Source organism: Cognatundibacterium rivi (genome assembly GCF_018139565.1).
In the GTDB taxonomy this organism is placed as follows: domain Bacteria; phylum Pseudomonadota; class Gammaproteobacteria; order Burkholderiales; family Burkholderiaceae_D; genus Undibacterium; species Undibacterium rivi.
Map to the genome: position 1 here is coordinate 76,837 of NZ_JAGSPK010000008.1, position 24,103 is coordinate 100,939.

The following is a 24,103-nucleotide window of genomic DNA, read 5'->3' on the forward strand; positions in this document are numbered from 1 at the left end:
TGGCAGGCATGTTTCGCTTCGCCTTACGTCATGCCAGGTATTTCCACTTTCTCACAATGTCAGCGCACTTACGATGAGTGATCTCAAGGTCAAATCTTATCTGCCATGGGTCGTCGCGATTGCCTTGTTCATGGAGCAGCTCGACGCGACTATTCTGAATACCGCGATCCCTTCTATGGCGGCGAGTTTGCAGGTGACGCCTTTAAGTTTGAAGGCTGCTGTGACCAGTTATATTCTGAGTCTGGCCGTTGGTATTCCTGTCAGCGGCTGGATTGCAGATCGCTTTGGGACGCGCCGGGTTTTTGGTTTCGCCGTCGCAATTTTTACCGTCGCTTCGGTTCTGAGTGGTCTTGCAGTCAGTGTTCCTATGCTTGTCGCAACCCGCATTTTGCAGGGCATCGGCGCTGCTATGATGATGCCGGTTGGCCGGCTGGCGATTATCCGCACCTTCCCAAAAACAGAATTGCTGACCGCGATGAATTTTGTGATCATCCCTGCACTGATAGGCCCGCTACTGGGGCCGACTGTTGGCGGACTGATTGTGCACTGGTTGTCGTGGCGTGTGATTTTCTTTATCAATGTGCCGGTCGGCATCATTGCGCTGTGGCTGGCATATCGCCACATGCCGGATTATTACGGGACTGAGGAGCGGCCGCTGGACGTGGTTGGATTGGTCTTATTCGGCACCGGAACTGCTTTGCTGTCATGGCTGCTGGAAATCTTTGGTGAGCACCGTCTTGATATCACGTCGGAGTCAGTTCTGTTTATCATTTCACTGATATTGCTGGCAGCTTATGGATGGCATTCACAACATACGCCATATCCGTTGTTACGCTTAAATCTGTTTCAGATACGCACGTTCCGGGTGTCTATCGTCGGTGGTTTTGTCACGCGCTTAGGCATAGGCGGGCTGCCGTTTTTACTGCCTTTGTTGTATCAGCTGGGGCTGGGCTTACCTGCATGGCAATCGGGATTATTGATGATGCCTGCGGCGGCAGCCGCGATGGGGATGAAACTGATCGCCCGGCATTTGCTGCGTCAATTTGGCTATCGCAAAATCCTGATCACGAATACATTCATGATAGGCGTGACGATTTGCTTGTTTGCCCGCGTCTCTTCTGCCACGCCGCTGATATTGATTGTGGCGCTGAGTCTGGCGCAGGGCTTTTTTAACTCACTGCAGTTTTCCAGCATCAACTCTATGGCGTATGCCGATATTGAGCCCGTCGATTCCAGTATGGCCAGCACAATAGGCAGTTCTTTGCAGCAGATGGCATTGAGTTTTGGCTTGGCTTGCGGCTCTCTGGTCGCTGCATGGTATCTCGGCGCGCTTCCACAGAGCGATCAACTGGCGGTCACCAGTGCGTTACACCATGCGTTCCTGACATTAGGTGTGGTCACGATGTTGTCATCGATATTTTTCTGGACCTTAAAAAATGAGGACGGTGAAAACGTCACGAAGGGCGTTGTCGCAGATAAGGAGTCATAGCAGCTTTGCTGCATCAGAGATGGCGCTGGCGACGCACACCCAGTAATGCGGCGCGGGTGACTGGCGCTTGCAGTTGATCCAGCCACCATTGCAGTGCACGCCCTTGCATAGCTTTACTGCTTTGACGCCACGCGTAACTTGACTGCACCTGCTGCAGTGCCCGTTCTACTTTTCTGACGACCAGTTTTCCACTGTCTATGCATGGGTTAGCGAGGCAGGTCGGTAAAAATCCTGCACCCAGTCCTCGCACCTGCGCCTCTAGTTTCGCGGACATATCGGCAACGGTGAACACATCTTGTCCCGTCAGTAAGCCTATCGACATGCTGGCTCCTTGTTTGACAGAGTCGGCAATAGCAACTGCGCGATACTGGCGTATCACCTTGTCAGATAAGGGTTCTGCGGCTGTTGCCAAGGGGTGATGCGGTGCCACGGCGAAGGCGAAATCGACCGTGCCCAGGTGTTCGCGTTGTAAGCCGGTTTTTGTATTGCTGTCCATCACGACGCCAATCGCCAGATCGGCTTGTCCTGATGTCAGCGCCTCCAAGGTGCCGGATAAGGTTTCTGCCCTTAGTTTAAGACGGGTTGGTGGATTCATCTGAAAGAACTGTTCACATAATTCCATGATCGTAGTGCGATCAATGATACTGTCAACCGCGATGGTAAATTGTGGCTCCCAGCCAGTAGCGACGCGTTTTACACGATTGGCGATCGCGTCGATTTCTTCCAGCAGACTGTTGCCCTCGCGTAGTAGCTCCATTCCTGCCGCCGTTAATTGCGCCTGACGGGAACTGCGATCAAACAGCAATACATCGAGCGCTTCTTCAATCTGACGCACGCGATAGGTCAGGGCACTTGGCACCATATTGCTGGCGCGCGCCGCCGCGGCAAAGCTGCCGCTATCAGCGATGACTTGCAACATCGCCAGTGCCGCTGGCGTCAGAACATCACGGGGAGTATTCATAGTATCTTTATTCGTTCGGTTATTCAGAATCATGACATCAAATTTCAACCGTGGAAACAGCGTGTTTGTCAGACGCGAGGGAGAGGCCGGATCAGGTGGGTTCTAGCCTGATGGACGATGTTAGTGAGAGGCGGTCTCCATGATGTTCAAAAAACGCCAACGCGAAAACATCGCCACAGTGTGATCTCAGAGATTCGCTGTTTGTTCGCGCCAGAATAAAACTGAAATGGTAGACTGCGGAGTCAGCTTTATCAGGAATAGGTAAGTCAGTCACAATGGAAAATATCACCTCTCTTTTTTCTCAGCATGGGTTGCTGGCACTGTTTTTTGGTGTACTGGTCGAGCAGCTCGGCGCTCCTATACCCGCCTTACCTTTTCTGTTGTTAGCTGGTGTCGCGGCGGCGGATAACGGTGTGTTTGCGGTTCAGGCGCTGGCAGTGGCAACGCTGGCATCGATGATTGCCGATTCTGTCTGGTTCTATGCTGGGCGCAGGTTTGGTCATCGTGTATTGGCACTGCTGTGCCGGATTTCAATTTCTCCCGATACTTGCGTACGCCAGAGTGAGCTGAGTTTTGCCCGCCGTGGTATCGCAACTCTGGTCGTCGCCAAGTTTGTTCCTGGACTGTCGATTCTCACACCGCCGCTGGCAGGGGCAATGGGCATGCGGGTGTCATCATTTGTACTATTTAATATTGCTGGCACGTTGCTGTGGGCAGGCAGTGGTATTGCGGGAGGCTTACTGTTTCACAATCAGGTCGGGCAACTGCTGGCTTACCTGAGTCAGCTTGGCGATACCGCCATGTTGCTGGTTGCTTGTGGCGTTGCTTTATACATTGTCATACGTATCTGGCGGCGCTGGCGCGTGAAACGCTCGGTAGCCAGTTTGCCACGTGTGGCGCCTGCTCAGTTGGCTGATCTGCTTGAGCGAGGTGAAGAATTGGTGATTGTTGACGTCCGAGTTTCCTTGGCAGCGGATGCGCAGCGCACACATATTCAAGGTGCCAGACATATAGAATTAAGTGGCATAGAAACTGCCCCTGTTGATACATGGCCGGCAAAGGCAAAAATTATTACGTATTGCTCGTGTCCGAATGATGCGTCCGCACTCAAAGCCGCCTATTTACTGGGTCAGCGCGGAATTGCTGCCAGTGTTTTACATGGTGGCATCGACGCCTGGATCGATGCTGGCTATCCGGTAGAGACAATCGGCCACGCGTAGTGCCCGATGCTCACGCTATCGGCATAGGTGATTCAGATGAGACAGGATAGTTTTTCTACCTGTCATTTAATTAAAAAGGAGTTTGATGATGACGATTTCGGTTGATTGGCAAGCTGCTAGTGGCAGCACTGCATGCGATATTGAATTTGAAGGTTTGCAATGGGTTTCTGATATCGATAAAAAATCGGGAGGATCAGGGCAGCATCCTTCGCCGCATGAGCTGCTTGATTCCGCACTCGGAGCTTGTACTGCGTTGACGCTGGAGTTGTATGCGAAGCGCAAGGGATATGCTTTGGCTGGCATACATGTGGAAATTGACCGGGAAGAATCGGGTGGTATTTACCGCCTGATCCGGCGCATACAATTGCTTGGAGAGTTGGATCAGAGCACGCGTGAAGATTTACTGCGTATTGCGAATAAGTGCCCGATACACAAAGCACTGAGCGGACAGTTTCAGATCGATAGTGAGCTGATCTGAAACGATTTCTGATATCGCGTAGCAAAGAAAAAAGGCGTCTGGACGACGCCTTTTTTATATCTGTCGAGATTAACGGCGCTGAGAATTTGTCGCTATACGAGCATCAATGCTCCATGCGCCTGCACCCCACGCGGCCAGTGTCAGCAAGCCACCGGCAACCGCAATGTTCTTAAAGAACAGCAATTGTGTGACATATTGCTGATCAGCCGGAACCGCCCAGTAAGCGTGAAAAACAAATGATGCGACCAGCGTGAATAGCGCAAGTACCAAGGCCGCAATGCGTGTGCCCGCACCGGCAATCAGTGCTGCGCCACCGCCGATTTCAACGATGAGCGCGGCTGCCGCTGCCAGTGCAGGCATAGGCAGCCCTGCCGAACTGATATAAGCGACGGTGCCCGCAAAACCTGTGAGCTTAACGATCCCCGCAGGTAAAAACAGCGAGGCCAACAATAAGCGACCAACGAGCGCTAAAGGATTTTTTAATGCATCAAACATAGTGACTCCGATTCTTTAGTGAAACAGCTTGTTCAGGCAGTCAGATCAAACACTAATACTTCAGCATCTTTGCCATTGGCGAGGGTAATTTTGCTTTCATTCTCAATTTTGAAAGCATCGCCACCACTGATGCGCTGACCATTGACTTCCAGTTCTCCACGTATCAGATGCACATATGCTTTACGTGCAGGATTCAAGATCAGTTCCGCTTTTTCATCGCCATCAAACAAGCCGGAATACAGCGCAGCATCCGCATTCATCGCCACAGAATCCTGTGCACCGTCAGGAGATGCAACTAAACACAAAGTGCCACGTTTTTTCGCTGCCGGAATCGTTTTTTGCTCGTAGCCCGGCGCGACTCCTTTTTGCTTAGGCGTAATCCATATTTGCAGAAAATGGGTGGTTTCACCTTCTGCGTGATTGAATTCACTATGTCTGACGCCGGTACCTGCGCTCATTCTTTGCACATCGCCTGGTGGAATGCCTTTGATGTTACCCATACTGTCCTGATGCGCGAGTTGCCCGGATAACACATAGCTGATGATTTCCATGTCGCGATGGCCATGAGTGCCAAATCCAGTGCCGGGAGCAATCACATCTTCATTGATCACCAGCAGATTGCCCCAGCCTGAGTGGTCGGGATCGTAATAATCTGCAAAAGAAAATGAGTGATTACTTTTAAGCCAGCCATGATCCGCACGACCACGACTTTGAGATTTTCTGAGTGTAAGCATGATAGGTTTCTCCTTGTTGATGGCAGTGATTATTTCATTTTCCTGCAACCTGAAGCCGCGTGCAGTTTGATGACATCATTTAAAAAATTTGAATGCCCGATCGCTTTTAGTTCCATATTGCTGGTATGCAGAGAGTCAGCACCATAATGTTGCTTCAGCATATGAGATGTTTTGATAGTGCTCAGGATTGAACAAGATCGCTGCTGCATCCGGCAGGGAATACCCGTGACGAATCCCGGAAAAAGAAAACAGAATACGTATTAAATTTTATCGCTACGTTATTCCGTCTGAGCCAATTGACTAAAGATGCGTACTTGGCTCACAGCAACACAGGCTGATCCGGTAACTCATTGCGGGTGTTATGTTCCGTTGCGTAGTGCCGTATCATGTGCTGCGTTACTGCCTGTATTCCAGCGATCACGCCCGCCTCATATTCTGCGTGTTGAAAGTAGCGTTCCATATCACGACAGATTTTTTCCCATTCGGCATCACCAGTTTTCGTGTGGATTCCGCGGTCTGCGATGATTTCGACACGTTTGTCGGCCAGCAGCAGATAGATCAGCACACCGTTATTATGTTCCGTATCCCATATTCGCAATTCGGAAAAAAGATGGATGGCACGTTCCCGGGAGGATTGATCCCTGAAGAGCGGCGCACCTTCAAGTGAGGCTTCGACAGCAAAACGAATTTCGCCCTGATGTCTGGTTTCACTGGATTTAATTGCCAGCTCAATGGCTTGCAGAGATTTTTCGGGGAAATAGCGCCGCAGTTGCCAGCGGCTCATCGATAAATGTTTGATTAAGCGTTTCAAATTCATGATTACCACCGTCCGGATGCGCCGCCACCACCAAAGCTGCCTCCGCCTCCGCTGAAACCGCCGCCTCCGAAGCCACCGTGATCGCTATGGTCTCCACCACCATGGTAGGTGCCGAGACCACGTCCCCCGAAACTTCCGCCGAACAGCGTGAATATGAACGTAATGATGCCTGCGATCAAAGCGACTGTGACTACGCCAGCGAGTATCCAGGTTAAGCCTGCAACGACAGCGCCTGTTATCATCGCGCCGGGAAGCCGGCCAAAGATTGCGCGCAATATTCCGCTGGCAGCCATCGTGAAAATAAACAGAACAGGCAGGTATTGTTTAATGCCACCGTCATTCACCGCCTTTTTCTGTTTGACTGCGGGCAGAGGTTCGCCATTCACGACCTGGATCATCTGATTGATTCCGGCGGAGATACCGCCAAAGTAGTTATCCTGCTTGAATTGCGGAATGATTGTTTCGCTGATGATGCGTTTGCTGGTCGCATCATTGAGTGCGCCTTCGAGACCATATCCAACTTCTATACGTAAAGTGCGATCATTCTTGGCAATCACCAGAATGGCACCATCGTCAATTTTCTTGCGACCTAATTTCCATTGTTCAGCAACACGCAGCGAATATTGCTCTATCGTTTCCGGTGTAGTGCTGGCGACAATCAAGACTGCAATCTGGCTTCCTTTTGTTTCTTCGAAAGAGCGTAAGGTCTGTTCCAGACTGTTTTTTTGTTCTGTGTTGAGTGTCCCAGTCTGATCGGTGACATGCTGGCTCAGCGCAGGAACAGCAAGTTCTGCCGAGGCTAAAAATGAGCAGCATAAAGAACCGGCAAGAATCAGCATTCTTGCCGTTTTCAGGAGCGTCATTTCTGATTTCCGCTATTCCCTTGCGGCGCACCAAAATCAACTTTCGGCGGCACTGCAAGTGCTTTTTCATTTTCGACCGTGAAATTAGGTTTTACCTGATATCCGAAAACCATCGCAGTCAGATTGGAAGGGAAAGAACGAACGGTGACGTTATATTCCTGCACGGATTTAATGTAGCGATTTCTTGCTACTGCAATACGATTTTCGGTGCCTTCCAGTTGCGCCTGCAAATCGCGGAAACCGGCGTCAGATTTCAACTGCGGATAATTTTCAGTGACAACCAGTAACTTTGACAGTGCACCTGATAATTCGCCTTGCGCACTCTGAAATTTAGCAAAGGCATCGGGATTATTAATCAATTCAGGCGTTGCTTGTAAGCTACCAACTTTCGCGCGGGCATTGGTGACACCGAGCAGCACATCTTTTTCTTGTTCCGCAAAACCTTTGACCGTGCTCACCAGATTCGGCACCAGATCTGCGCGCCGCTGATACTGGTTTAATACTTCTGACCAGTCTGACTTAATTTGCTCATCTTCGGTCTGTATCGTATTGTAGCCACAGCCAGATAAACACAGGATCAGCATGATGGATGCGACCTGCCATAATTTACGCATAGAAGTACTCCATAAATGTTGAATCATCATTCGTTAAGAATAACGTAAGCGTCTGTTACCTGCATCAAAAAAGATATCGTAACGAACAGATAGTTTAGTAATTGCCCTGCCGTGAGGGCATTACTTTCCGCGCTGCGGAACAACTACCTCGCCTCGCTGCAACTAACCCACTTTAACGTAACTTAGTGAAGTTTAATTGAAATATCTTGCTGCGCAAGGCTGATTTCAGCCTGCTTCTTACTTATCTGAGTACTAAATAAGCTGCCATTTTTCAGTGACATAGCTCGACGATAGTATTTTCGATAGCCTCATTTCCTCAAAAAAACAGATACCGAATTGTGACAAGACCAGTGCCGTTGCCAGCTTTTAAAAACCTGTTTTTGTACTACCCTGAGTGATAGAAATACACCTTGGGAACACCATCAAAATTGGCATTTTCCAGCTCATTAAAGTTACATCCTGTTAACACTTTGAAACAGGAAATAATATTGAAAGTTAATACAATTGCTGACCTCAATTATTGAAAGAGGCATCACGTTGTCAAAAGCAAAAATTTCCAGTATCAAGAAGCGCCTTGCGTGCCGCATCCCGATTGTCAGTCAGGTTGTGGAGCGGTTATATAACCCGGATAGCTCGGTTCTTCATTGCTTGGCAATGCCAAACACCGCGTTGGCCAAAACGGTGTCAGGTAGCGAAAAAGTGGTGTTTCAGGATGCGCACACTGTGATCTGTACAAATAATTACTTTATCCGATACCTCTGCATCGTTTCAGACGATTTACGTCCGACTGGGAAAAAAATTTCGCAATTTCAGGGAAATAAAGAATTTGCTGTCGGCGTTCTGGTACTCAAACTTAACCACCAAAACCGACATGTGATCGACAACATCTACATTGACGTTGCATATCGTCGTCAGGGTATCGCTTCCAGATTGCTCGAACGAGCCTTTTCTGATTTTCCTGATCTGTGTCTGGATGGACGCTTTACGACTGAAGGCATTTCATTCTTTGGCGCAAAGCACAGAAAGACATAGGCGTACAACAGGCTTCCTGATTCGCCGTTGGCAACTATCAGAGATCAAAATTTTCTTTAAATGCAGCCCGATCTCTGGTTGAGAATGCCTGATCTGCCATTCGACATCGTGGTTTTTATTGACGAGTATGCTGCTTTATGGGCATGTGCGCATCCAACGGTACACAATGCAATGGACTTGCATAGTGTACTGGCCAGCGTCCGGCGGACGTGCTGAAATTCAATGTGACAGATATTGCTGATGGAAGCTTGAGCCTAACCCAAAATAAAACGGGTAAGAAACTGCGCATCGCAATTGAGGGTGAACTTGCGAAAGTAATCGACAGGATTTTGGCGAAGCCACGAGACAAGGTGAATAAGGCGTTATTGCAAGACCCGGACGGCCAGAGGTTGAGTTATTTTGCTTTGCGCTCGCGCTTCGATAAGGCAAGGGGGCAAGCTGGGATTAGTTTTCAGTTTAGAGATTTAAGGGCAAAAACATCTACAGACACTAACGACCTCGGACATGCTCAAAAACTACTTGGGCATAAAAATCGAGCAACGACTGAAATTTATACACGTAATAGATTGGGAGAGATAGTAAAACCACTAATACGAAATATGGAATAATTTGCGTTCAAATGCTATTCATTAATTTGGACACAGAATTATGTTTTATAAAAAACGTGATTTTCATCAATGAAAACGATGTAAAAGGTATTTTTGTCGAATCTGCATCCTTTATCGTGCATTGTGTCATGGAATTTATCTGGCACGACAAAGCCAACGAGCCGTGTAGAGCTATCAATTCTGAATCTTGCCCATTGCGCTTGGTGGGGAACAGATTTAGGTTCAGTAAAGTCGCTTTTTTTAGGAAATGATTCGTAAATTTCTAAAACATGCCCGCTTTTTTTTCCAATCTGTTCTTTCTTCCAGTGCAACAATGATTCTTTTGAGTAGTGGCAGAGTTTTTCGCAGAGCGAAATTAAATTTTCATGCGTAAGCTCTCCAAAAGACTGGCCGGCATCCTGTTTTGTGAAGTAGGAGAAGTTGAACTTACATCGAAGCACCAGATCATATTCGGGTGATTCAATAGATGGGTATTCCATCAACTGCTTTAAAAACGATTCTTTTCGACTCTTAGGTGCCATATCTAATAATATTTTTAGAATTTGTGATTTAGCTAGATTTTTTTTTAAGTCTCATGTTTTTTGGTACGCCGCCTATCTTTCCTGAATCATACATCGGTCTTATCGGGCGATCATTTCTCAGTAGGTCACCAGGAATTTCATCTAAGCGATAAGCAAAACTTTCGTTTTCTTCTTTAGTTACCAGATATGTACGATACCGACCCATTTGTTCCATAATTTCCGTATCGTGCGTCACAAAAATAATTTGAGCACTACGTTCGTTTGTTTCGCTATCTAGAAATAGTGAAATTAACTTGGGGATTATGTGCGGGTGTAGGCTTAAATCAATTTCATCTACTACTAATAATCCACCGATCAAGAGTGACATGTAGTAACCAACTAGCACGCGAAATAAAGTTTTGGTTCCACTTGATTCGTTAAAAACTGAAACTTGGTAACTTTTTCCGTTAGATTGGTGCAAAAATACAGGATAGAAAATCTTAGTCCCATCCTTATCCTTGTAGCTTTGAATCTGAATGTCCGATACGCCAGTATCGCAACTTTGTATAAAATCGACTATAAACGGCAATATTTTTTTGTCAGAGGTGTTACTCAAAAATCGGGAAATAGCATTTATATCATGTGAGTCTATATCGAATCCTGAGAACGTCACATTTGTATCAATACTATTAAAGAAAATATAGACGTCATCAAGAACCGTAATTTCATATTGTTTCAGTGTTGAGATTATTGAAGCGTTTTTTCTCAACTTAATCTGATTGATTTCGCTGTAACTTTTGGTAAATGAAACGATTTCATTGTTAATTCGTTCAAATATTTTTACCCGTTTTATATTTGATTTTCTGTAAAGCCTCTCACGAACAACAGCTTCAGTTGTCGCTTCTAGTTCATACCTGTATTCAACGTTATATTGAATAAATTCAATATAAAATTTTGACGGAGTATTTCGCTCGAAAAATGGAAGTAACCCAATAGTATCCTCAGGTTTGTCTGAGAATGAGAAGCAACTGAAGTGCCTTAAAAAGGCGAGTGCTTTCAGTAATTGCGTTTTTCCTGAGCCATTTGCACCTTTAATGCAAATGGCTGATGAGACTTTTTTGCCTTTAGATACGCTCTCTGGGCAATTTGAGTCTAGACGAAAGGAAACTGAGACTTCTTCCTTGAACGAGAAGAAATTTTCAAAACCGTATTCCAGTATCACGATATTCCTTGGTTAAATTTAAATTTTTGTCAAAAATGACGGAAAATTGATTTTAGCCTATGGCGATTTAGTGCGTGCGTATATTTAATCGAAAGAGAATGTCTTTTTGAATTTGCTAAAAGGTAGTTTTCCTGAGCCATCACTGATGTGGAGCTCTTGATAAGCGGCGAGGCAGTTAGCTGGGGAATTGTAGATTTAGGTGAGATTTGTAGAAGTGCGAAAATAATAAAAAGAAGGGCTTACATTGCTGTAAGCCCTTCTTTTTATTACATATTTCTTGGTGGCCCGGGGCGGAATCGAACCACCGACACAAGGATTTTCAATCCTCTGCTCTACCGACTGAGCTACCAGGCCAAGACCACGCATTATAGAGATGTGTTCGGCGCTTTGCAAGTCCCTTGCGAAAAAAAGCTGCTGACCGGGGCTAGCTCTGAATTGATGTGCCTCAGCCGGGGGCTGGTTCCGGTGCCGTATAATGCCAGCCATTGTCTATGACGAAGGTCTTTTATATGACGGCTCAGATTCATCATTGTGATATTTGTATCGTGGGGAATGGCGCGGTGGGTAAAGCTGCTGCACTGGGATTTGCGCAGGCGGGTTTGCGTGTGGCGGTACTTTGTCGTTCTGCCGTTGCCTTGCCAATGTCGGCGCAGTGGGATGTGCGGGTCTTCGCACTGAACCATATTGCACATGATTTATTGTCCTCACTCAAAGTTTGGGATGCGCTGGATTTGCAGCGTGTCGCGGCGGTCACCGAGATGAATGTACGAGGTGGCAAGTCTGTTAGTGATGGTCAACTGGCGTTCGATGCCTATGGTGCCCGTACCGGTGAGCTGGCCTGGATCGTTGAAGATAAAAATTTAAATCACGCGCTCGATACGGCGATGAAGTTTGCGCAGAATTTATCGGTAGTAACGGGTGCGGCCGCAAGTTTGCATGCAGATGAGGCGGGTGCGCAGATTACTCTTGAAGATGGTAGTCAGATCAAGGCAAGTCTGATTGTTGGCGCTGATGGTGCCCAATCGTGGGTACGCGGTCAGTGCGATATCGGTCTGGATTATCGCTCTTACGGACAGCAGGGGGTCGTCACTAATTTTGAATGCGAGATCCCGCACCATGGGGTTGCGCATCAGTGGTTTGTTGAAGAGCAGGGCATCATTGCTTTGTTGCCGTTGCCGGGGAACCGGGTATCGCTGGTGTGGTCTGCACCAGATGCATTGGCGGCGACATTGCTGCGCGAACCATTGTCTGCGCTGGTCAGTCGGCTGGAAGAATATTGTCTGGATACACTGGGACATCTGACGCCGGTATTGCCAGAGGATATCAAAGCGTTTCCTCTGCGATTAATACGTCCGCACAGCATGATTGCACAGCGTGTTGCGCTGATTGGCGACGCAGCGCATGCCGTGCATCCGCTCGCTGGGCATGGCATGAATCTGGGTTTTGGTGATGTGACGAGCTTGCTGGCGTTGATGAAATCACGTGAAGATCATTGTGATTGTGGCGATGCCAAACTGCTGGAACGTTACCGTCGTTCACGTAAAGAAGACGTGATGCTGATGCAGATCACGACCGACGGATTGGCTCGATTATTCGGTTCGGATCTGGCGCCTTTGCGTCTGGCACGCAATATCGGATTGAACTTACTGAATCGTCTGCCTGTCTTAAAGAACAAATTAATCTCCCATGCAATGGGTAAGTAAGCATTGCTGACTATGGCGACAGCCACTAAACGGAATTACAAGGAATAATATGAATCTGAAGCAATGTGTCGCGCTCTTGGCGCTCACTTTTACCGGTGTCGTTTTCGCGCAGACCGCGCAGGAATCTGCGATAAAAAAACTGATAGAGCCCAAGTTAGGTCAGGGCGTGAAAGTGGATTCCATCATCAAGACGCCTTACGGTGGTTTGTACGAAGTGCGTGTCGGCTCGGATATTTTGTACACCGATGAAAAAGCGCAGTATTTATTTGTCGGTAATGTAATCGATGCCAAATCCGGCACGAATTACACCAAAGCCAGAACGGATGAACTGAGTAAAATTAAGTTCTCTGATTTGCCGCTGGAATCCGCACTGAAAATGGTCAAAGGTGATGGTAAGCGTGTGATCGCTGTGTTTGAAGATCCGAATTGCGGTTACTGCAAACGTTTCCGTAAAACCCTGGCGGGCATGGACAACATTACTGTCTACACTTTCTTGTATAACATTTTGTCGGAAGATTCGACCGTCAAATCAAAAAACGTCTGGTGTTCTGCTGACCGCAATAAAGCATGGGATGATTGGATGCTGAACGGAAAAGCCCCCTCTGCTGCACCAGCCAATTGCACTACGCCAAATGAAAAAATACTCGCGCTCGGACAGAAATTACGCGTGAACGGTACACCGGCTATTTTCTTTGCCGACGGTTCGCGTGTGCCGGGTGCGATGGACGCAAAAGGTCTGGAAGAGAAGTTTGCCAGCCTGAATTCTGCCAAATAAGTATGACGTTTTCTCCCGCGAGCTGGACCGGCATTTTGCTTGCTGCCGGACGCGGGCGACGCTTTGATTCGCAGGGCGTCGAAGATAAGCTGCAACAAACTTTGCCAGATGGGCATCAGGTTGCCCTGACATCCGCGCAGCATTTGTCCTCAGTGATGGAACATGTCGTCGTTGTCGTGCGACCGGACAATCAGGCGCTGTATCAGCAATTTCAGCGTCAGTTATATGAGGCCGTGATCTGCCCTGACGCTGATCAGGGAATGGCGGCATCACTGACCTGTGGCCTGCGCCATACTGCATGCAGTAAAGGCTGGATTATTGCGCTCGCAGACATGCCATTTGTGAAGAGCGCTACCATTCAGGCGCTCTTGCGCGAGCTGGAAAAAGGCGCGGATATTGTGGTGCCCGTGTTTAAGGGGCAGCGTGGCAACCCTGTCGGTTTCTCGCGTAAATATCTCCCCGAATTATTGACGCTGAGCGGTGATCGCGGCGCTCGTGGCTTATTGCAGCAGTTTCCAGTGCTGGAGGTTCCGGTGGATGACGCCGGAATTTTGCAGGATATTGATCTGCCTACCGATTTATCTGCACAGTAAGCCAAGAAACATTATTCATGCATCTGCGATGGTCAGATATATCTATGTCGCTGATTTCCTCTTAGAATAGCGTTTTTCTTCAATTTGACAGAAAACAGACGTTGCGACATTGGCAGCGATACTTTATGAATAATCTCAATCAGAAACTCGTTATCCGCCTTGGTTTTGCAGGTTTGATTCCATTTATCCTGCTAACGCTTGCATGCTGGCTGGTGCATCCGGAATGGTTGGGTTATTTCATTAAAGCGCAGCTCGCTTACGGCATTGCCATCTTATCTTTTCTCGGTGGCGTACATTGGGGCATCACCATTATGGCCAACGGCAAGGATGATCATGAAACCAGAAAGGCATTGATCTGGGGCGTGATTCCTACTGTGATCGCCTGGTGTTCCCTGGGTAATATGCTGCTCGGTTTTTTAGTGCAGGTGATTGGTTTTATCGCGGCCTACAAAATCGATAAAAAACTCTATCAAAGCTATGATGTTCCTGAATGGTTTATTCATTTGCGCCTGCAATTGACCCAGGTGGTCGTGACGGCACAGATATTCACCTTCATCGCTGCGAATGTGCGCAACTAATATCTCTAACTATTAAAATAGAAAGATCGTTGAGCATGGCAAAAACGATGAGCACTCAAAAAGCAACTCAAAGTCAGGCAAGCCGCAACAGCGTCAAAAACGCGATTCATTATTCGATCATCCCCAAAGATTTAGCCGCTCACTTGTATCAGGTGACGCTGCACATCAGTCAGCCCGACCCTGAAGGACAGATTGTCAGCCTTCCAGCCTGGATCCCCGGTAGTTACATGGTGCGTGAGTTTGCACGAAATATTGTGCAGATCAAGGCAAGCGCCGCGGGTAAAAAAGTGGCTCTCAAAAAGCTCGACAAACATACCTGGCAGGCTGCTCCATGCAACACTGAATTGCTGATCAGTTATGACGTGTATGCATGGGATTTGTCAGTACGTGCTGCGCATCTCGATCAGTCACATGCTTTTTTTAACGGCACCAGCGTATTCCTGAGCGTACACGGGCAAGAGTTTGTACCACACATTGTGGATATTCAACGCGCCGATGTTCCCGCATGTAAGAGCTGGCGCGTCGCCACTTCTTTGCCTGAGCTGAAAGCCAAGCGTTATGGCTTTGGTACTTATATTGCCGCGAACTACGACGAGTTGGTCGATCACCCGGTTGAGTGCGGCGATTTTGCGCTGGCAACATTTGAAGCGCACGGCGTGCCACATGATTTCGTGGTGACCGGAAACGTACCGAACATGGACATGGAGCGCATGGTCGCTGATGTCAAAAAAATCTGTGAAAGCCAGATTGCATTTTTTGAGCCGCGTGCCAAAAAAGCGCCTATGGATCGTTATGTGTTTATGACGATGGTCGTCGGTGAAGGTTACGGTGGTCTGGAACATCGTGCGTCAACTGCCTTGATCTGTAACCGTACCGATATTCCGGTCAAACATCAGCCTGAGATGAGCGATGGGTATCGTGGCTTTTTAGGTTTATGCAGTCATGAGTATTTCCATACGTGGAATGTCAAACGCATTAAGCCTGCGGCATTTGCCAGTTACGATCTGCGTCAGGAAAACTACACCAGTCTGTTGTGGCTGTTTGAGGGTTTCACGAGTTATTACGATGATCTGATGCTGGTCCGCGCTGGCCTGATCGATGAAGTCGCGTATCTGAAACTGCTGGCACAGACTGTCAATAACGTTCATCGCGGCAGCGGCCGCCTGAAGCAAAGTGTGGCCGAATCCAGCTTTGATGCGTGGACGAAGTATTATCGTCAGGATGAAAATTCGCCAAATGCGATTGTCAGCTATTACACCAAAGGTTCTCTGGTCGGATTGGGTCTGGACCTGACGATACGTGCGGCAACTGGCGGCAAAAAATCACTTGATGATGTGATGCGCGCTTTGTGGCAAAAGTTTGGCCGTGATTTCTATGTCAATTTTGCGGCAGGAAAACAGCAGGGACTGGCCGAAGATGAAATCGAAACGATCATCGAAAAAGCCACTGGCGTGAATGTACGCCGCTTTCTCGATAAGCATGTGCGCGGTACTGAAGATGTGCCGCTGGCGCAGTTGTTTGCCGATTTCGGCATTCGCTTCGATGCAGGTAAATCCAACAAGCCGGCCAGTCTGGGCGTGAAGGTCGCGCGCGATGCCAATGGCTGCAAGATCGCTCATGCGTATGAAGGTCGTGCCGCACATCTGGCGGGCTTATCTGCAAACGATATTCTGGTTGCGATTAATGGCTTACGTGTGAGTATCGCCGACGTCAGTGACAATCTGGCGGTAGCGATCGGGCGTTATCGCGTTGGCGATACCGTGGAAATTCACGCTTTCCGCCGTGACGAATTATTGGTCGTGAAAGCGAAACTGCAAGCTGATGATGTGCCTGCAGTGAGCTTCAACATCGAGAGTGATACCAAGGCGGCATTGACGAATGCACGTCCGTCGTACCGCAAAGCGACGAAATCGTAATTGATCAGTATCGAATAAAAAAGCCGTTAGTGCAGAAATGACGCTAACGGCTTTTTTGTTAATGCGAACGATATCTCTGAATATTTATGCGGCTCCTGGCAAGAAAATGCCTGCAAAGCCGCAGATTCATTAGGAGATGCTGTCAGATGTGTGCCGATTCAGAAAAATAATTTCTGTAACTCTGCCCCTGGATTTTCTGCCCGCATAAATGCTTCACCGACCAGAAAACCATGCACATCCGCAGCGCGCATCCGTTTTACGTCATCAGGATTGAGGATGCCGGATTCCGTGATCACCAGTTTTTCCGGAGACAGTTTCGGCAGCAAGCCCAGCGTGGTATCCAGCGTTACATCAAAGGTGCGCAGATTACGGTTGTTAATCCCTAGCAGCGCGGTTTTCAGTTTAAGTGCGGCGTCCAGCTCTATGCCGTCGTGTACTTCAACCAGTACGTCCATACCGAGCTCATGCGCACAGGCTTCGAGCTCGGCCATCAGACCATGATCGAGCGCGGCAACGATCAGCAAGATACAATCAGCGCCCCATTTTCTGGCCTGATATACCTGATACAGATCGATCATGAAATCTTTGCGCAGCGCTGGTAACGCGCAGGCATTGCGTGCCTGTTGCAGATATTCCGGTGCGCCCTGAAAAAACTGCACATCTGTCAGTACCGACAAGCAGGCTGCGCCGTGCTGCTCATAACTCTTTGCGATGTCTGCCGGGTCAAAATTTGGCCGGATCACGCCTTTTGACGGCGATGCTTTTTTGACTTCCGCAATCACTGCAGGATTGCCTGCCGCGATTTTGTTGCGCAGCGCAGCTTCAAAACCACGCAGTTGTGCGCGTGCTTCTTTGTCGGATTCGACTTCGTCTCGCAGGCTGATCAGCGACTGATATTTTTTTGCTGCCGCAATCTCATCTTTTTTGACTGCCAGGATGTTGTTAAGTATGTCTGACATGGCTTACTTTCCGAGTTGCTGAGTGACCTGAATGAACTGATCCATCTTGGCACGTGCAGCACCAGAGGCGATCGCTTCTTGTGCCTTTTTGACGCCGTCAGCAATCGAGTTGGCAACGCCCGCGCCGTATAAAGCCGCACCGGCATTCAGGCTGACAATATCTTTCGCGGCACCGCTGACATTGTTCAGCACTTCCAGGACTTTTTCGCGCGACTCTTCTGCGCCGGAAACACGCAGATTACGGCTCGATACCATTTGCAGACCAAAGTCTTCCGGATGAATATCGTATTCACGGATTTCGCCATCGATCAGTTCACCAACCATGGTCGGTGCGCCGAGCGAGACTTCGTCCATATTGTCGCGCCCCCACACAACCAGCGCATGTTTAGCGCCCAGTCGTTGCAGTACGCGCACCTGGATACCAACCAGATCAGGATGGAATACACCCATCAGAATATTCGGCGCGCCTGCAGGATTGGTCAGTGGTCCGAGGATGTTAAAGATGGTACGCACACCCAGTTCACGCCGCACAGGTGCCGCATGTTTCATCGCACCGTGATGGTTAGGCGCAAACATAAAACCGATACCGGTCTGAGCGACGGATTGTGCAATTTGTTCTGGATTCAGGTTGATGTTGACACCCAGCGCTTCGAGCACATCGGCGCTGCCAGATGATGAGGAAACGCTGCGCCCACCGTGCTTGGCGACGCGCGCTCCGGCGGCGGCAGTCACAAACATCGAGGTGGTGGAAATGTTGAACGTATTCGCGCCATCGCCGCCAGTGCCGACGATATCGATCATATTCTCGGTATTCACCAATGGTACTTTGGTCGAGAATTCGCGCATGACTTGTGCTGCCGCGGTGATTTCACCGATGCTTTCTTTTTTGACGCGCAGACCTATCGTTAATGCGGCGATCATCAGTGGCGACATCTCGCCGCCCATGATTTTGCGGAACAGATACAGCATTTCGTCATGGAATATTTCGCGGTGTTCGATCAGACGTGTCAGGGCTTCTTGCTGAGAAATAGTCATTGTGCTGCTCCGGTCAGAAAGTTTTTCAACAGAGCATGGCCATGCTCTGAGAGGATGGATTCGGGGTGAAATTGCACGCCTTGCAGATTGAATTCTTTGTGGCGTACACCCATGATTTCACCATCGTCAGTCCAGGCGGTGACTTCCAGACAATCCGGCAGCGTCGCGCGTTCAATCGCCAGCGAGTGATAGCGGATAACGGTGTAAGGGCTGGGTAAATTCCTGAAAACACCGACGCCGGTGTGCGCAATCATCGACGTCTTGCCATGCATGACTTGCTTGGCACGGATGATATTGCCGCCAAATGCCGCGCCTATGCTTTGATGACCAAGGCAAACGCCGAGAATCGGAATCTGACCGGCAAAACGTTCGATGACGGGAATAGAAATGCCAGCTTCATGCGGCGTGCACGGGCCCGGTGAAATGCATATATGGTCCGGCTTTAATGCGGCGATTTCTTCCAGTGTGATTTCATCATTGCGGTAGGTGCGCACATCTTCACCCAGCTCGGCAAAATACTGCACGAGGTTGTAAGTGAAGGAATCATAGTTATCGATCATCAGCAGCATTTAAATTTCTCCGTCCAGACCATCTTGTACTTGTTCGGCCGCGCGTAATACGGCACGCGCCTTGTTTTCTGTTTCCTGCCATTCCATTTCAGGAATGGAATCTGCCACTACGCCCGCTGCCGCCTGCACATATAACATGCCGTCTTTCAGCACGCCGGTGCGTATCGCAATCGCCAGATCCATCTCGCCGCCGAATGACAGATAACCGCAGGCGCCGCCGTAAATACCACGTTTGACCGGTTCGAGTTCGTCGATCAGTTCCATCGCGCGCACCTTTGGCGCGCCGGACAGCGTACCGGCGGGGAAGGTCGCTTTCAGCACATCAAGGTTCGATAATTGCGGTTGCAATGTACCTTCGACATTCGAGACGATATGCTGTACGTGCGAGTATTTTTCGATGACCATCTGATCCGTCACTTTGACACTGCCAGTCGTCGCGATGCGGCCGATATCATTGCGTGCGAGGTCAATCAGCATCACGTGTTCGGCGATTTCTTTAGGATCGGCCAGCAATTCTTTGGCAAGTTCAGCGTCACGTTCTGGTGTCGTACCGCGCGGACGCGTGCCGGCGAGTGGGCGTATCGTGACTTTGCGCGAGCCATCATTCAGGCTTTCGTTGCGGACCAAAATTTCTGGTGAAGCACCGATGATCTGCATGTCGCCAAAATTGTAGAAATACATATACGGCGACGGATTCAGTGAGCGCAGTGCGCGATACAGTGACAACGGTGAATCGACATAAGGTTTCTTGATGCGCTGCCCAACCTGCACCTGCATCAGGTCGCCCGCCATGATGTATTCCTTGGCCTTTTCAACGGCTTTTAAATAATCTTCTTTGGCGAAATCGCGTATCGATTCGGTGCGCACCGACGCCGATGTGACAGGCGCATCAACGCTGCGGCGTAACATCGCACGCAAATCTTTCAAACGCTGGCGCGCTTTTGACCATGCTTCTGCTTGTGTCGGATCAGCGTACACAATCAGATACAGCTTGCCTGACACATTGTCGATGACCGCTAATTCCTCGGTCACCAGTAACTGAATTTCCGGCAGCCCGAGATCATCTTTTGGGGCACTGTGGGCGAGGCGTTTTTCGACATGGCGTACCGTATCGTAGCCAAAGTAACCAGCGAGGCCGCCGCAAAAACGTGGCATACCGGGACGCAATGCGACTTTGAAACGGCTTTGAAATTCTGCGATGAAGTCGAGCGGATTGCCGTGATACGTTTCGATGATCTCCCCATTTCTGACTATTTCCACTTTTTCGCCGTAGCTGCGCAGCAAGGTATTGGCAGGCAGGCCGATGAAGGAATAACGTCCGAAACGCTCGCCGCCCATGACGGATTCGAGCAGGAATGTGTTTTTGCCTGCGTTCTGCGTTTGGGCAAGTTTCAGGTAAAGAGTCAGCGGGGTTTCCAGATCAGCGAATGCTTCCGCAATCATCGGAATACGGTTGTAGCCTTGCGCGGCCAGCGATTTGAATTCGAGTTCGGTCATGGTTTTCTTTCAGCCGTCAGCCATAGCTCGCGATGCCTGCAGACACAGAAAACGAGCAAAAAGACTCGCATCTTGAGTAAGGACGGATAAGACAGATTGATAAAACAAGCGACAAGTCGTGCGGAGGATGTGCAGAGCCAGTCGCGGCATTCCAGGATTAAGAGGATTGCCAGCGTCGCCATAGCCAGGCCTCAAAGGCACCTGGTGTTATTTCGGGACGTTTGTTTTCGGGAAACATTCGTGAGTGGAATGAAAGTGATTAATGTCGAATTAATGTTGATTTTCTGTTGCCAGCAGTCGTGCCGCTTCCAACAGTGTGCCGACTATACCATCACTTTGAATTGTTTGTACAGCCTCGCCGTGGTTGTAACCATAGGGCACAGTGAGTACCGGGCAACCTGCTGCGCGCGCCGCGATGGCGTCATTGCTGGAGTCGCCGATGGCCAGAATATGCGCTGGCGCAATCACAAACTGTTTGCTAACCTCCAACAATGGCTGCGGATCCGGCTTTTTCCGCGGGAAAGAATCGCCACCGAAAGTCAGTTCAAAATAGGAAGACAAGCCTTTTTTCTGCATCAGTGGTATCGCGAAAGCGAGCGGTTTATTTGTGACGCAGGCGAGCCGCAGACCCATTGCCTGCATTGCTTGTAAACCTTCAATAACTTCCGGGTACAGCGTGCTGTGATCGCCATTGATGTCGAGATAATGGCGCTGGTAAGACGCCATCCCTTGCGCAAAATGTCGTTGCACTCCCGCTTCATCGAAATCCAGACGCAGGACGCGCGTGATCAGATTTTCTGATCCTTTGCCGACCATAGATTTCACCATGTCGAGCGTGATTGGCATCAGGGAAAAATCATTCCGCATACGATTGATCGCGACCAGAAAATCCGGCGCAGTATCGAGCATAGTGCCGTCAAGATCAATGATGACGGCGTTGATATTATTAAACATGGCGATGTCTGTTGAATGTCTGAATAAACATGCGTCTCCTGGCAGGAAATGGCGCCATAAGCCGCATGTTTATTGGGAGTCTGAAACGTAAGCGGTGAATGATGGGATTCAGACTTTGCCGAGTTCTGTGCGCATGGCGTCAATCACGCCTTTGTAATCTGGCTTGCCAAATATCGCTGAACCGGCAACAAACGTATCTGCGCCTGCTGCTGCGATCTCGCGGATATTGTCTATCTTCACGCCACCATCCACTTGCAGCATGATGTCGCGACCTGATTCGTCAATTAATTTACGTACAGCGGCAATTTTTTTCAAGGTGTGTGGAATAAACGATTGACCGCCGAAACCGGGGTTGACTGACATCAGCAAGATCAGATCCAGCTTGTCCATGACATGTTCTAACACATGCAAGGATGTCGCCGGATTCAGCACCAGACCGGCTTTGCAGCCATGGTCGCGGATTAATTGCAGGCTGCGGTCGATGTGCTCAGAACCCTCGGGATGAAAGCTGATGATATTCGCGCCAGCTTTGGCAAAATCGGGAATGATGCGATCAACGGGCTTGACCATCAGATGAACATCAATCGGCACCTGCACATGCGGACGTATCGCCTCACAGACCAACGGGCCTATGGTCAGATTCGGGACGTAATGGTTATCCATGACGTCAAAGTGAATCATGTCGGCACCGGCAGCGACGACATTGCGCACTTCCTCGCCCAGTCGGGCAAAGTCGGCGGATAAAATACTGGGAGCAATTCGGTAGGTTGTCATGGCAATGGTCTTGCAAAAGGAAAGATGCGCTATTTTACCTCGCGTCATCCATGTCGTCTTTGTCATCCTCTGGCACAATAGAGATTCAATTTAGAGATTCAATTGCAGTTGATAAAGAAAAGAGGAGACTGTGGCTACCTACGAGATGAGTGTGTCCGTCGCGACGCAGTATTTGCAAGAACAATCCAATCCGGATCAGGCTAACTTTGTGTTTGCTTACACCATAACGATTAAAAATACCGGGACGGTGGCGGCGCAGGTGATTGCACGTCACTGGATTATTACAGATGCAAAGAATCACACTGAAGAAGTAAAAGGATTGGGTGTGGTCGGGCACCAGCCGTTTTTGCAACCTGGACAAAGTTTTGAATACACCAGCGGCAGTTCTTTAACGACGCCGCAGGGAAGTATGAAAGGTTCTTATTTCTGCGTGGCGGAAGATGGGCATCGTTTTGAAGTGGCGATTCCTGAGTTTGTACTCTCTATTCCGCGCACTTTGCATTAGTTAATTGAAGCGATGAAGCTCAGTTACTGTCGTTCTTGCTGTCAGTTTGTTCTTCAATGCGCGGTTTGTTTTCCGGGCGTCGTCCGGAAAACATGGTCCACCATACGATAAAGATCAATATAAAGAGCGCCATTCCGGCTTCTAATAACAATAACCACATAGATTTCCTTTGATTACAATCTGGCTGCTCTGCAAATAGATAAGCTGGATTGTTTGAGTAATTTAGCCTTGCCGCGCTGAGCGGCACATCCATTGACACTATATAGGAGACTTCCATGGAATTCGAATGCATATTAGTAGAGACAAAAGAAAAGGTGGGACTGATTACTCTGAATCGCCCTAAGGCATTAAATGCGCTGAATGATCAGTTGATGAATGAACTGGGCGTGGCTTTAAAAGCGTTTGAGCATAATGATACGATCCAATGCATCGTGATTACCGGAAGTCAGAAGGCGTTTGCTGCCGGTGCAGATATTGCGGCAATGGCGAACTACTCGTTCATGGATGCCTATAAAGGCGATTACATCACGCGGAATTGGGAAACAATCCGTCAGATTCGCAAGCCAGTCATTGCTGCGGTTGCAGGTTATGCCTTAGGCGGTGGTTGTGAATTGGCGATGATGTGCGATTTCATCATCGCCGCTGATAATGCAAAATTTGGGCAGCCTGAGGTGAAGTTGGGAACCTTGCCGGGGGCTGGTGGTACGCAGCGTTTGCCTCGCGCCATTTCTAAAGCGAAGGCGATGGACATGTGCCTGACTGCGCGCATGATGGATGCGGAAGAAGCGGAGCGCGCCGGACTGGTATCGCGCATTGTGCCGGCTGATATGTTGCTGGAGGAAGCGCTGTCAGCGGCGGCAACGATTGCCAGCATGTCGTTGCCTGTCATTATGATGATTAAGGAATCTGTTAATCGCGCTTACGAAACTACTTTGTCAGAAGGCGTGCATTTTGAACGTCGCCTGTTTCATTCAAGTTTCGGAACCGAAGATCAAAAAGAAGGCATGAAAGCATTCCTGGAAAAACGCACCCCTGAATTTAAGAATCAATAAGTTATAAATAATTATCCGTATTTCTTGCGAATACGGAGTGGTTTTGCTATAGTTCGGCTCCCGCTGAGAAGCGGGGGTAGAAAGTGAAGCGCTGCAGTTAAAAATGCAGCAAGCATAGTCAACAACCGAAGTCATGCCAAGTGATCCGATTGGTGTCCGC

Annotated in this window: 26 protein-coding genes, 1 tRNA gene and 1 pseudogene; 12 read left to right on the forward strand and 16 right to left on the reverse strand. The window is 48.9% G+C overall.

What is annotated here, in order from left to right:
• Positions 1 to 73 precede the first annotated feature (73 nt).
• On the forward strand, positions 74 to 1,489 hold the full coding sequence (locus KDM87_RS17455) for an MFS transporter (protein WP_212680397.1): 1,416 nt from the start codon (positions 74 to 76) through the stop codon (positions 1,487 to 1,489).
• Between the two features lie 13 nt (positions 1,490 to 1,502).
• Here the strand turns inward: KDM87_RS17455 and KDM87_RS17460 are convergent, their stop codons facing one another.
• The gene (locus KDM87_RS17460; protein WP_212680398.1) at positions 1,503 to 2,450 is read right to left on the reverse strand and encodes a LysR family transcriptional regulator; all 948 of its coding nucleotides are present in this window, start codon (positions 2,448 to 2,450) and stop codon (positions 1,503 to 1,505) included.
• A 275-nt stretch (positions 2,451 to 2,725) separates the two neighbouring features.
• Between KDM87_RS17460 and KDM87_RS17465 the strand changes: the two genes are divergently transcribed.
• Both KDM87_RS17465 and KDM87_RS17470 read left to right on the forward strand, forming a co-directional pair.
• On the forward strand, positions 2,726 to 3,670 hold the full coding sequence (locus KDM87_RS17465; protein ID WP_212680399.1) for a VTT domain-containing protein: 945 nt from the start codon (positions 2,726 to 2,728) through the stop codon (positions 3,668 to 3,670).
• A gap of 85 nt (positions 3,671 to 3,755) precedes the next feature.
• The gene (locus tag KDM87_RS17470; protein WP_230407858.1) at positions 3,756 to 4,148 is read left to right on the forward strand and encodes an OsmC family protein; all 393 of its coding nucleotides are present in this window, start codon (positions 3,756 to 3,758) and stop codon (positions 4,146 to 4,148) included.
• A 69-nt stretch (positions 4,149 to 4,217) separates the two neighbouring features.
• Here the strand turns inward: KDM87_RS17470 and KDM87_RS17475 are convergent, their stop codons facing one another.
• The 5 genes from KDM87_RS17475 to KDM87_RS17495 form a co-directional block, all read right to left on the reverse strand.
• Positions 4,218 to 4,643 (reverse strand): DoxX family protein, encoded by a 426-nt coding sequence (locus KDM87_RS17475; RefSeq protein ID WP_212680400.1) that lies wholly within the window; start codon positions 4,641 to 4,643, stop codon positions 4,218 to 4,220.
• 32 nt (positions 4,644 to 4,675) lie between these two features.
• The gene (locus KDM87_RS17480; RefSeq protein WP_212680401.1) at positions 4,676 to 5,377 is read right to left on the reverse strand and encodes a pirin family protein; all 702 of its coding nucleotides are present in this window, start codon (positions 5,375 to 5,377) and stop codon (positions 4,676 to 4,678) included.
• A 319-nt stretch (positions 5,378 to 5,696) separates the two neighbouring features.
• On the reverse strand, positions 5,697 to 6,194 hold the full coding sequence (locus KDM87_RS17485; protein WP_212680402.1) for a TPM domain-containing protein: 498 nt from the start codon (positions 6,192 to 6,194) through the stop codon (positions 5,697 to 5,699).
• 2 nt (positions 6,195 to 6,196) lie between these two features.
• Positions 6,197 to 7,057, reverse strand: coding sequence for a TPM domain-containing protein (locus KDM87_RS17490; protein WP_212680403.1), 861 nt, complete (start codon positions 7,055 to 7,057; stop codon positions 6,197 to 6,199).
• Complete coding sequence (locus KDM87_RS17495; protein ID WP_212680404.1) at positions 7,054 to 7,671, reverse strand: LemA family protein; 618 nt, start codon at positions 7,669 to 7,671, stop codon at positions 7,054 to 7,056. The genes KDM87_RS17490 and KDM87_RS17495 overlap by 4 nt, the downstream gene beginning before the upstream one ends.
• A 537-nt stretch (positions 7,672 to 8,208) precedes the next feature.
• Here KDM87_RS17495 and KDM87_RS17500 point away from each other — a divergent pair.
• Complete coding sequence (locus tag KDM87_RS17500; protein ID WP_212680405.1) at positions 8,209 to 8,703, forward strand: GNAT family N-acetyltransferase; 495 nt, start codon at positions 8,209 to 8,211, stop codon at positions 8,701 to 8,703.
• A 200-nt stretch (positions 8,704 to 8,903) separates the two neighbouring features.
• A pseudogene (locus tag KDM87_RS17505) lies at positions 8,904 to 9,311 on the forward strand (tyrosine-type recombinase/integrase); the annotation flags it as partial.
• Positions 9,312 to 9,349: 38 nt separating this feature from the next.
• On the opposite strand, the gene KDM87_RS17510 reads toward KDM87_RS17505, so the two are convergent.
• The 3 genes from KDM87_RS17510 to KDM87_RS17520 all read right to left on the reverse strand — a co-directional run bounded on the left by KDM87_RS17510 (position 9,350) and on the right by KDM87_RS17520 (position 11,387).
• Positions 9,350 to 9,832, reverse strand: a complete 483-nt coding sequence (locus KDM87_RS17510; RefSeq protein WP_212680406.1) for a hypothetical protein — start codon at positions 9,830 to 9,832, stop codon at positions 9,350 to 9,352.
• Between the two features lie 28 nt (positions 9,833 to 9,860).
• On the reverse strand, positions 9,861 to 11,033 hold the full coding sequence (locus KDM87_RS17515; RefSeq protein WP_212680407.1) for an AAA family ATPase: 1,173 nt from the start codon (positions 11,031 to 11,033) through the stop codon (positions 9,861 to 9,863).
• A gap of 278 nt (positions 11,034 to 11,311) precedes the next feature.
• Positions 11,312 to 11,387, reverse strand: a tRNA-Phe gene (locus tag KDM87_RS17520).
• 155 nt (positions 11,388 to 11,542) lie between these two features.
• On the opposite strand from KDM87_RS17520, the gene KDM87_RS17525 reads away from it, so the two are divergent.
• From KDM87_RS17525 to KDM87_RS17545, 5 genes are all read left to right on the forward strand, one after another.
• The gene (locus KDM87_RS17525) at positions 11,543 to 12,736 is read left to right on the forward strand and encodes an FAD-dependent monooxygenase (RefSeq protein WP_212680408.1); all 1,194 of its coding nucleotides are present in this window, start codon (positions 11,543 to 11,545) and stop codon (positions 12,734 to 12,736) included.
• Positions 12,737 to 12,785: 49 nt separating this feature from the next.
• Complete coding sequence (locus KDM87_RS17530; protein WP_212680409.1) at positions 12,786 to 13,511, forward strand: DsbC family protein; 726 nt, start codon at positions 12,786 to 12,788, stop codon at positions 13,509 to 13,511.
• A 2-nt stretch (positions 13,512 to 13,513) separates the two neighbouring features.
• Positions 13,514 to 14,104 carry a nucleotidyltransferase family protein gene (locus KDM87_RS17535; RefSeq protein ID WP_212680410.1) on the forward strand — a complete coding sequence of 197 codons (591 nt, stop codon included), beginning with the start codon at positions 13,514 to 13,516 and terminating at the stop codon, positions 14,102 to 14,104.
• A gap of 125 nt (positions 14,105 to 14,229) precedes the next feature.
• A complete protein-coding gene (locus KDM87_RS17540; RefSeq protein ID WP_186884579.1) occupies positions 14,230 to 14,682 on the forward strand; it encodes a DUF3429 domain-containing protein in 453 nt (150 codons plus the stop codon).
• Between the two features lie 47 nt (positions 14,683 to 14,729).
• Positions 14,730 to 16,598, forward strand: a complete 1,869-nt coding sequence (locus tag KDM87_RS17545) for a M61 family metallopeptidase (RefSeq protein WP_212680411.1) — start codon at positions 14,730 to 14,732, stop codon at positions 16,596 to 16,598.
• Positions 16,599 to 16,756: 158 nt separating this feature from the next.
• Here the strand turns inward: KDM87_RS17545 and trpC are convergent, their stop codons facing one another.
• The 6 genes from trpC to rpe all read right to left on the reverse strand — a co-directional run bounded on the left by trpC (position 16,757) and on the right by rpe (position 22,386).
• A complete protein-coding gene (trpC, locus tag KDM87_RS17550) occupies positions 16,757 to 17,557 on the reverse strand; it encodes an indole-3-glycerol phosphate synthase TrpC (RefSeq protein ID WP_212680412.1) in 801 nt (266 codons plus the stop codon).
• A gap of 3 nt (positions 17,558 to 17,560) precedes the next feature.
• Positions 17,561 to 18,592 (reverse strand): anthranilate phosphoribosyltransferase, encoded by a 1,032-nt coding sequence (trpD, locus tag KDM87_RS17555; protein WP_212680413.1) that lies wholly within the window; start codon positions 18,590 to 18,592, stop codon positions 17,561 to 17,563.
• On the reverse strand, positions 18,589 to 19,161 hold the full coding sequence (locus KDM87_RS17560) for an anthranilate synthase component II (protein WP_212680414.1): 573 nt from the start codon (positions 19,159 to 19,161) through the stop codon (positions 18,589 to 18,591). Before KDM87_RS17560 ends, trpD begins: the two co-directional genes overlap by 4 nt.
• Positions 19,162 to 20,658 carry an anthranilate synthase component I gene (gene trpE / locus KDM87_RS17565; protein ID WP_212680415.1) on the reverse strand — a complete coding sequence of 499 codons (1,497 nt, stop codon included), beginning with the start codon at positions 20,656 to 20,658 and terminating at the stop codon, positions 19,162 to 19,164. It abuts the gene before it with no gap.
• 270 nt (positions 20,659 to 20,928) lie between these two features.
• The gene (locus KDM87_RS17570; protein WP_408058761.1) at positions 20,929 to 21,618 is read right to left on the reverse strand and encodes a phosphoglycolate phosphatase; all 690 of its coding nucleotides are present in this window, start codon (positions 21,616 to 21,618) and stop codon (positions 20,929 to 20,931) included.
• Between the two features lie 102 nt (positions 21,619 to 21,720).
• Positions 21,721 to 22,386 carry a ribulose-phosphate 3-epimerase gene (rpe, locus tag KDM87_RS17575; protein WP_212680417.1) on the reverse strand — a complete coding sequence of 222 codons (666 nt, stop codon included), beginning with the start codon at positions 22,384 to 22,386 and terminating at the stop codon, positions 21,721 to 21,723.
• Positions 22,387 to 22,516: 130 nt separating this feature from the next.
• Between rpe and apaG the strand changes: the two genes are divergently transcribed.
• Positions 22,517 to 22,891: a Co2+/Mg2+ efflux protein ApaG gene (apaG, locus tag KDM87_RS17580; protein WP_212680418.1), complete on the forward strand. Its 375-nt coding sequence runs from the start codon at positions 22,517 to 22,519 to the stop codon at positions 22,889 to 22,891.
• Positions 22,892 to 22,910: 19 nt separating this feature from the next.
• Here the strand turns inward: apaG and KDM87_RS17585 are convergent, their stop codons facing one another.
• Positions 22,911 to 23,168 (reverse strand): hypothetical protein, encoded by a 258-nt coding sequence (locus tag KDM87_RS17585; RefSeq protein ID WP_212680428.1) that lies wholly within the window; start codon positions 23,166 to 23,168, stop codon positions 22,911 to 22,913.
• Here KDM87_RS17585 and KDM87_RS17590 point away from each other — a divergent pair.
• Complete coding sequence (locus tag KDM87_RS17590) at positions 23,167 to 23,943, forward strand: enoyl-CoA hydratase (protein WP_212680419.1); 777 nt, start codon at positions 23,167 to 23,169, stop codon at positions 23,941 to 23,943. The genes KDM87_RS17585 and KDM87_RS17590 overlap by 2 nt on opposite strands.
• Positions 23,944 to 24,103: the final 160 nt, after the last annotated feature.

Bases quoted from the DNA above. Each gene is read 5' to 3' on its own strand.
- trpE (WP_212680415.1), bottom strand. From the start codon at position 20,658: ATGACCGAACTCGAATTCAAATCGCTGGCCGCGCAAGGCTACAACCGT.
- KDM87_RS17470 (WP_230407858.1), top strand. From the start codon at position 3,756: ATGATGACGATTTCGGTTGATTGGCAAGCTGCTAGTGGCAGCACTGCA.
- KDM87_RS17485 (WP_212680402.1), bottom strand. From the start codon at position 6,194: ATGAATTTGAAACGCTTAATCAAACATTTATCGATGAGCCGCTGGCAA.
- KDM87_RS17560 (WP_212680414.1), bottom strand. From the start codon at position 19,161: ATGCTGCTGATGATCGATAACTATGATTCCTTCACTTACAACCTCGTG.
- rpe (WP_212680417.1), bottom strand. From the start codon at position 22,386: ATGACAACCTACCGAATTGCTCCCAGTATTTTATCCGCCGACTTTGCC.
- KDM87_RS17480 (WP_212680401.1), bottom strand. From the start codon at position 5,377: ATGCTTACACTCAGAAAATCTCAAAGTCGTGGTCGTGCGGATCATGGC.
- KDM87_RS17535 (WP_212680410.1), top strand. From the start codon at position 13,514: ATGACGTTTTCTCCCGCGAGCTGGACCGGCATTTTGCTTGCTGCCGGA.
- KDM87_RS17495 (WP_212680404.1), bottom strand. From the start codon at position 7,671: ATGCGTAAATTATGGCAGGTCGCATCCATCATGCTGATCCTGTGTTTA.
- KDM87_RS17475 (WP_212680400.1), bottom strand. From the start codon at position 4,643: ATGTTTGATGCATTAAAAAATCCTTTAGCGCTCGTTGGTCGCTTATTG.
- KDM87_RS17460 (WP_212680398.1), bottom strand. From the start codon at position 2,450: ATGAATACTCCCCGTGATGTTCTGACGCCAGCGGCACTGGCGATGTTG.
- KDM87_RS17510 (WP_212680406.1), bottom strand. From the start codon at position 9,832: ATGGCACCTAAGAGTCGAAAAGAATCGTTTTTAAAGCAGTTGATGGAA.
- KDM87_RS17530 (WP_212680409.1), top strand. From the start codon at position 12,786: ATGAATCTGAAGCAATGTGTCGCGCTCTTGGCGCTCACTTTTACCGGT.
- KDM87_RS17455 (WP_212680397.1), top strand. From the start codon at position 74: ATGAGTGATCTCAAGGTCAAATCTTATCTGCCATGGGTCGTCGCGATT.
- KDM87_RS17540 (WP_186884579.1), top strand. From the start codon at position 14,230: ATGAATAATCTCAATCAGAAACTCGTTATCCGCCTTGGTTTTGCAGGT.
- trpC (WP_212680412.1), bottom strand. From the start codon at position 17,557: ATGTCAGACATACTTAACAACATCCTGGCAGTCAAAAAAGATGAGATT.
- trpD (WP_212680413.1), bottom strand. From the start codon at position 18,592: ATGACTATTTCTCAGCAAGAAGCCCTGACACGTCTGATCGAACACCGC.
- KDM87_RS17590 (WP_212680419.1), top strand. From the start codon at position 23,167: ATGGAATTCGAATGCATATTAGTAGAGACAAAAGAAAAGGTGGGACTG.
- KDM87_RS17525 (WP_212680408.1), top strand. From the start codon at position 11,543: ATGACGGCTCAGATTCATCATTGTGATATTTGTATCGTGGGGAATGGC.
- KDM87_RS17490 (WP_212680403.1), bottom strand. From the start codon at position 7,057: ATGACGCTCCTGAAAACGGCAAGAATGCTGATTCTTGCCGGTTCTTTA.
- KDM87_RS17465 (WP_212680399.1), top strand. From the start codon at position 2,726: ATGGAAAATATCACCTCTCTTTTTTCTCAGCATGGGTTGCTGGCACTG.
- KDM87_RS17545 (WP_212680411.1), top strand. From the start codon at position 14,730: ATGAGCACTCAAAAAGCAACTCAAAGTCAGGCAAGCCGCAACAGCGTC.
- KDM87_RS17585 (WP_212680428.1), bottom strand. From the start codon at position 23,168: ATGGAAGTCTCCTATATAGTGTCAATGGATGTGCCGCTCAGCGCGGCA.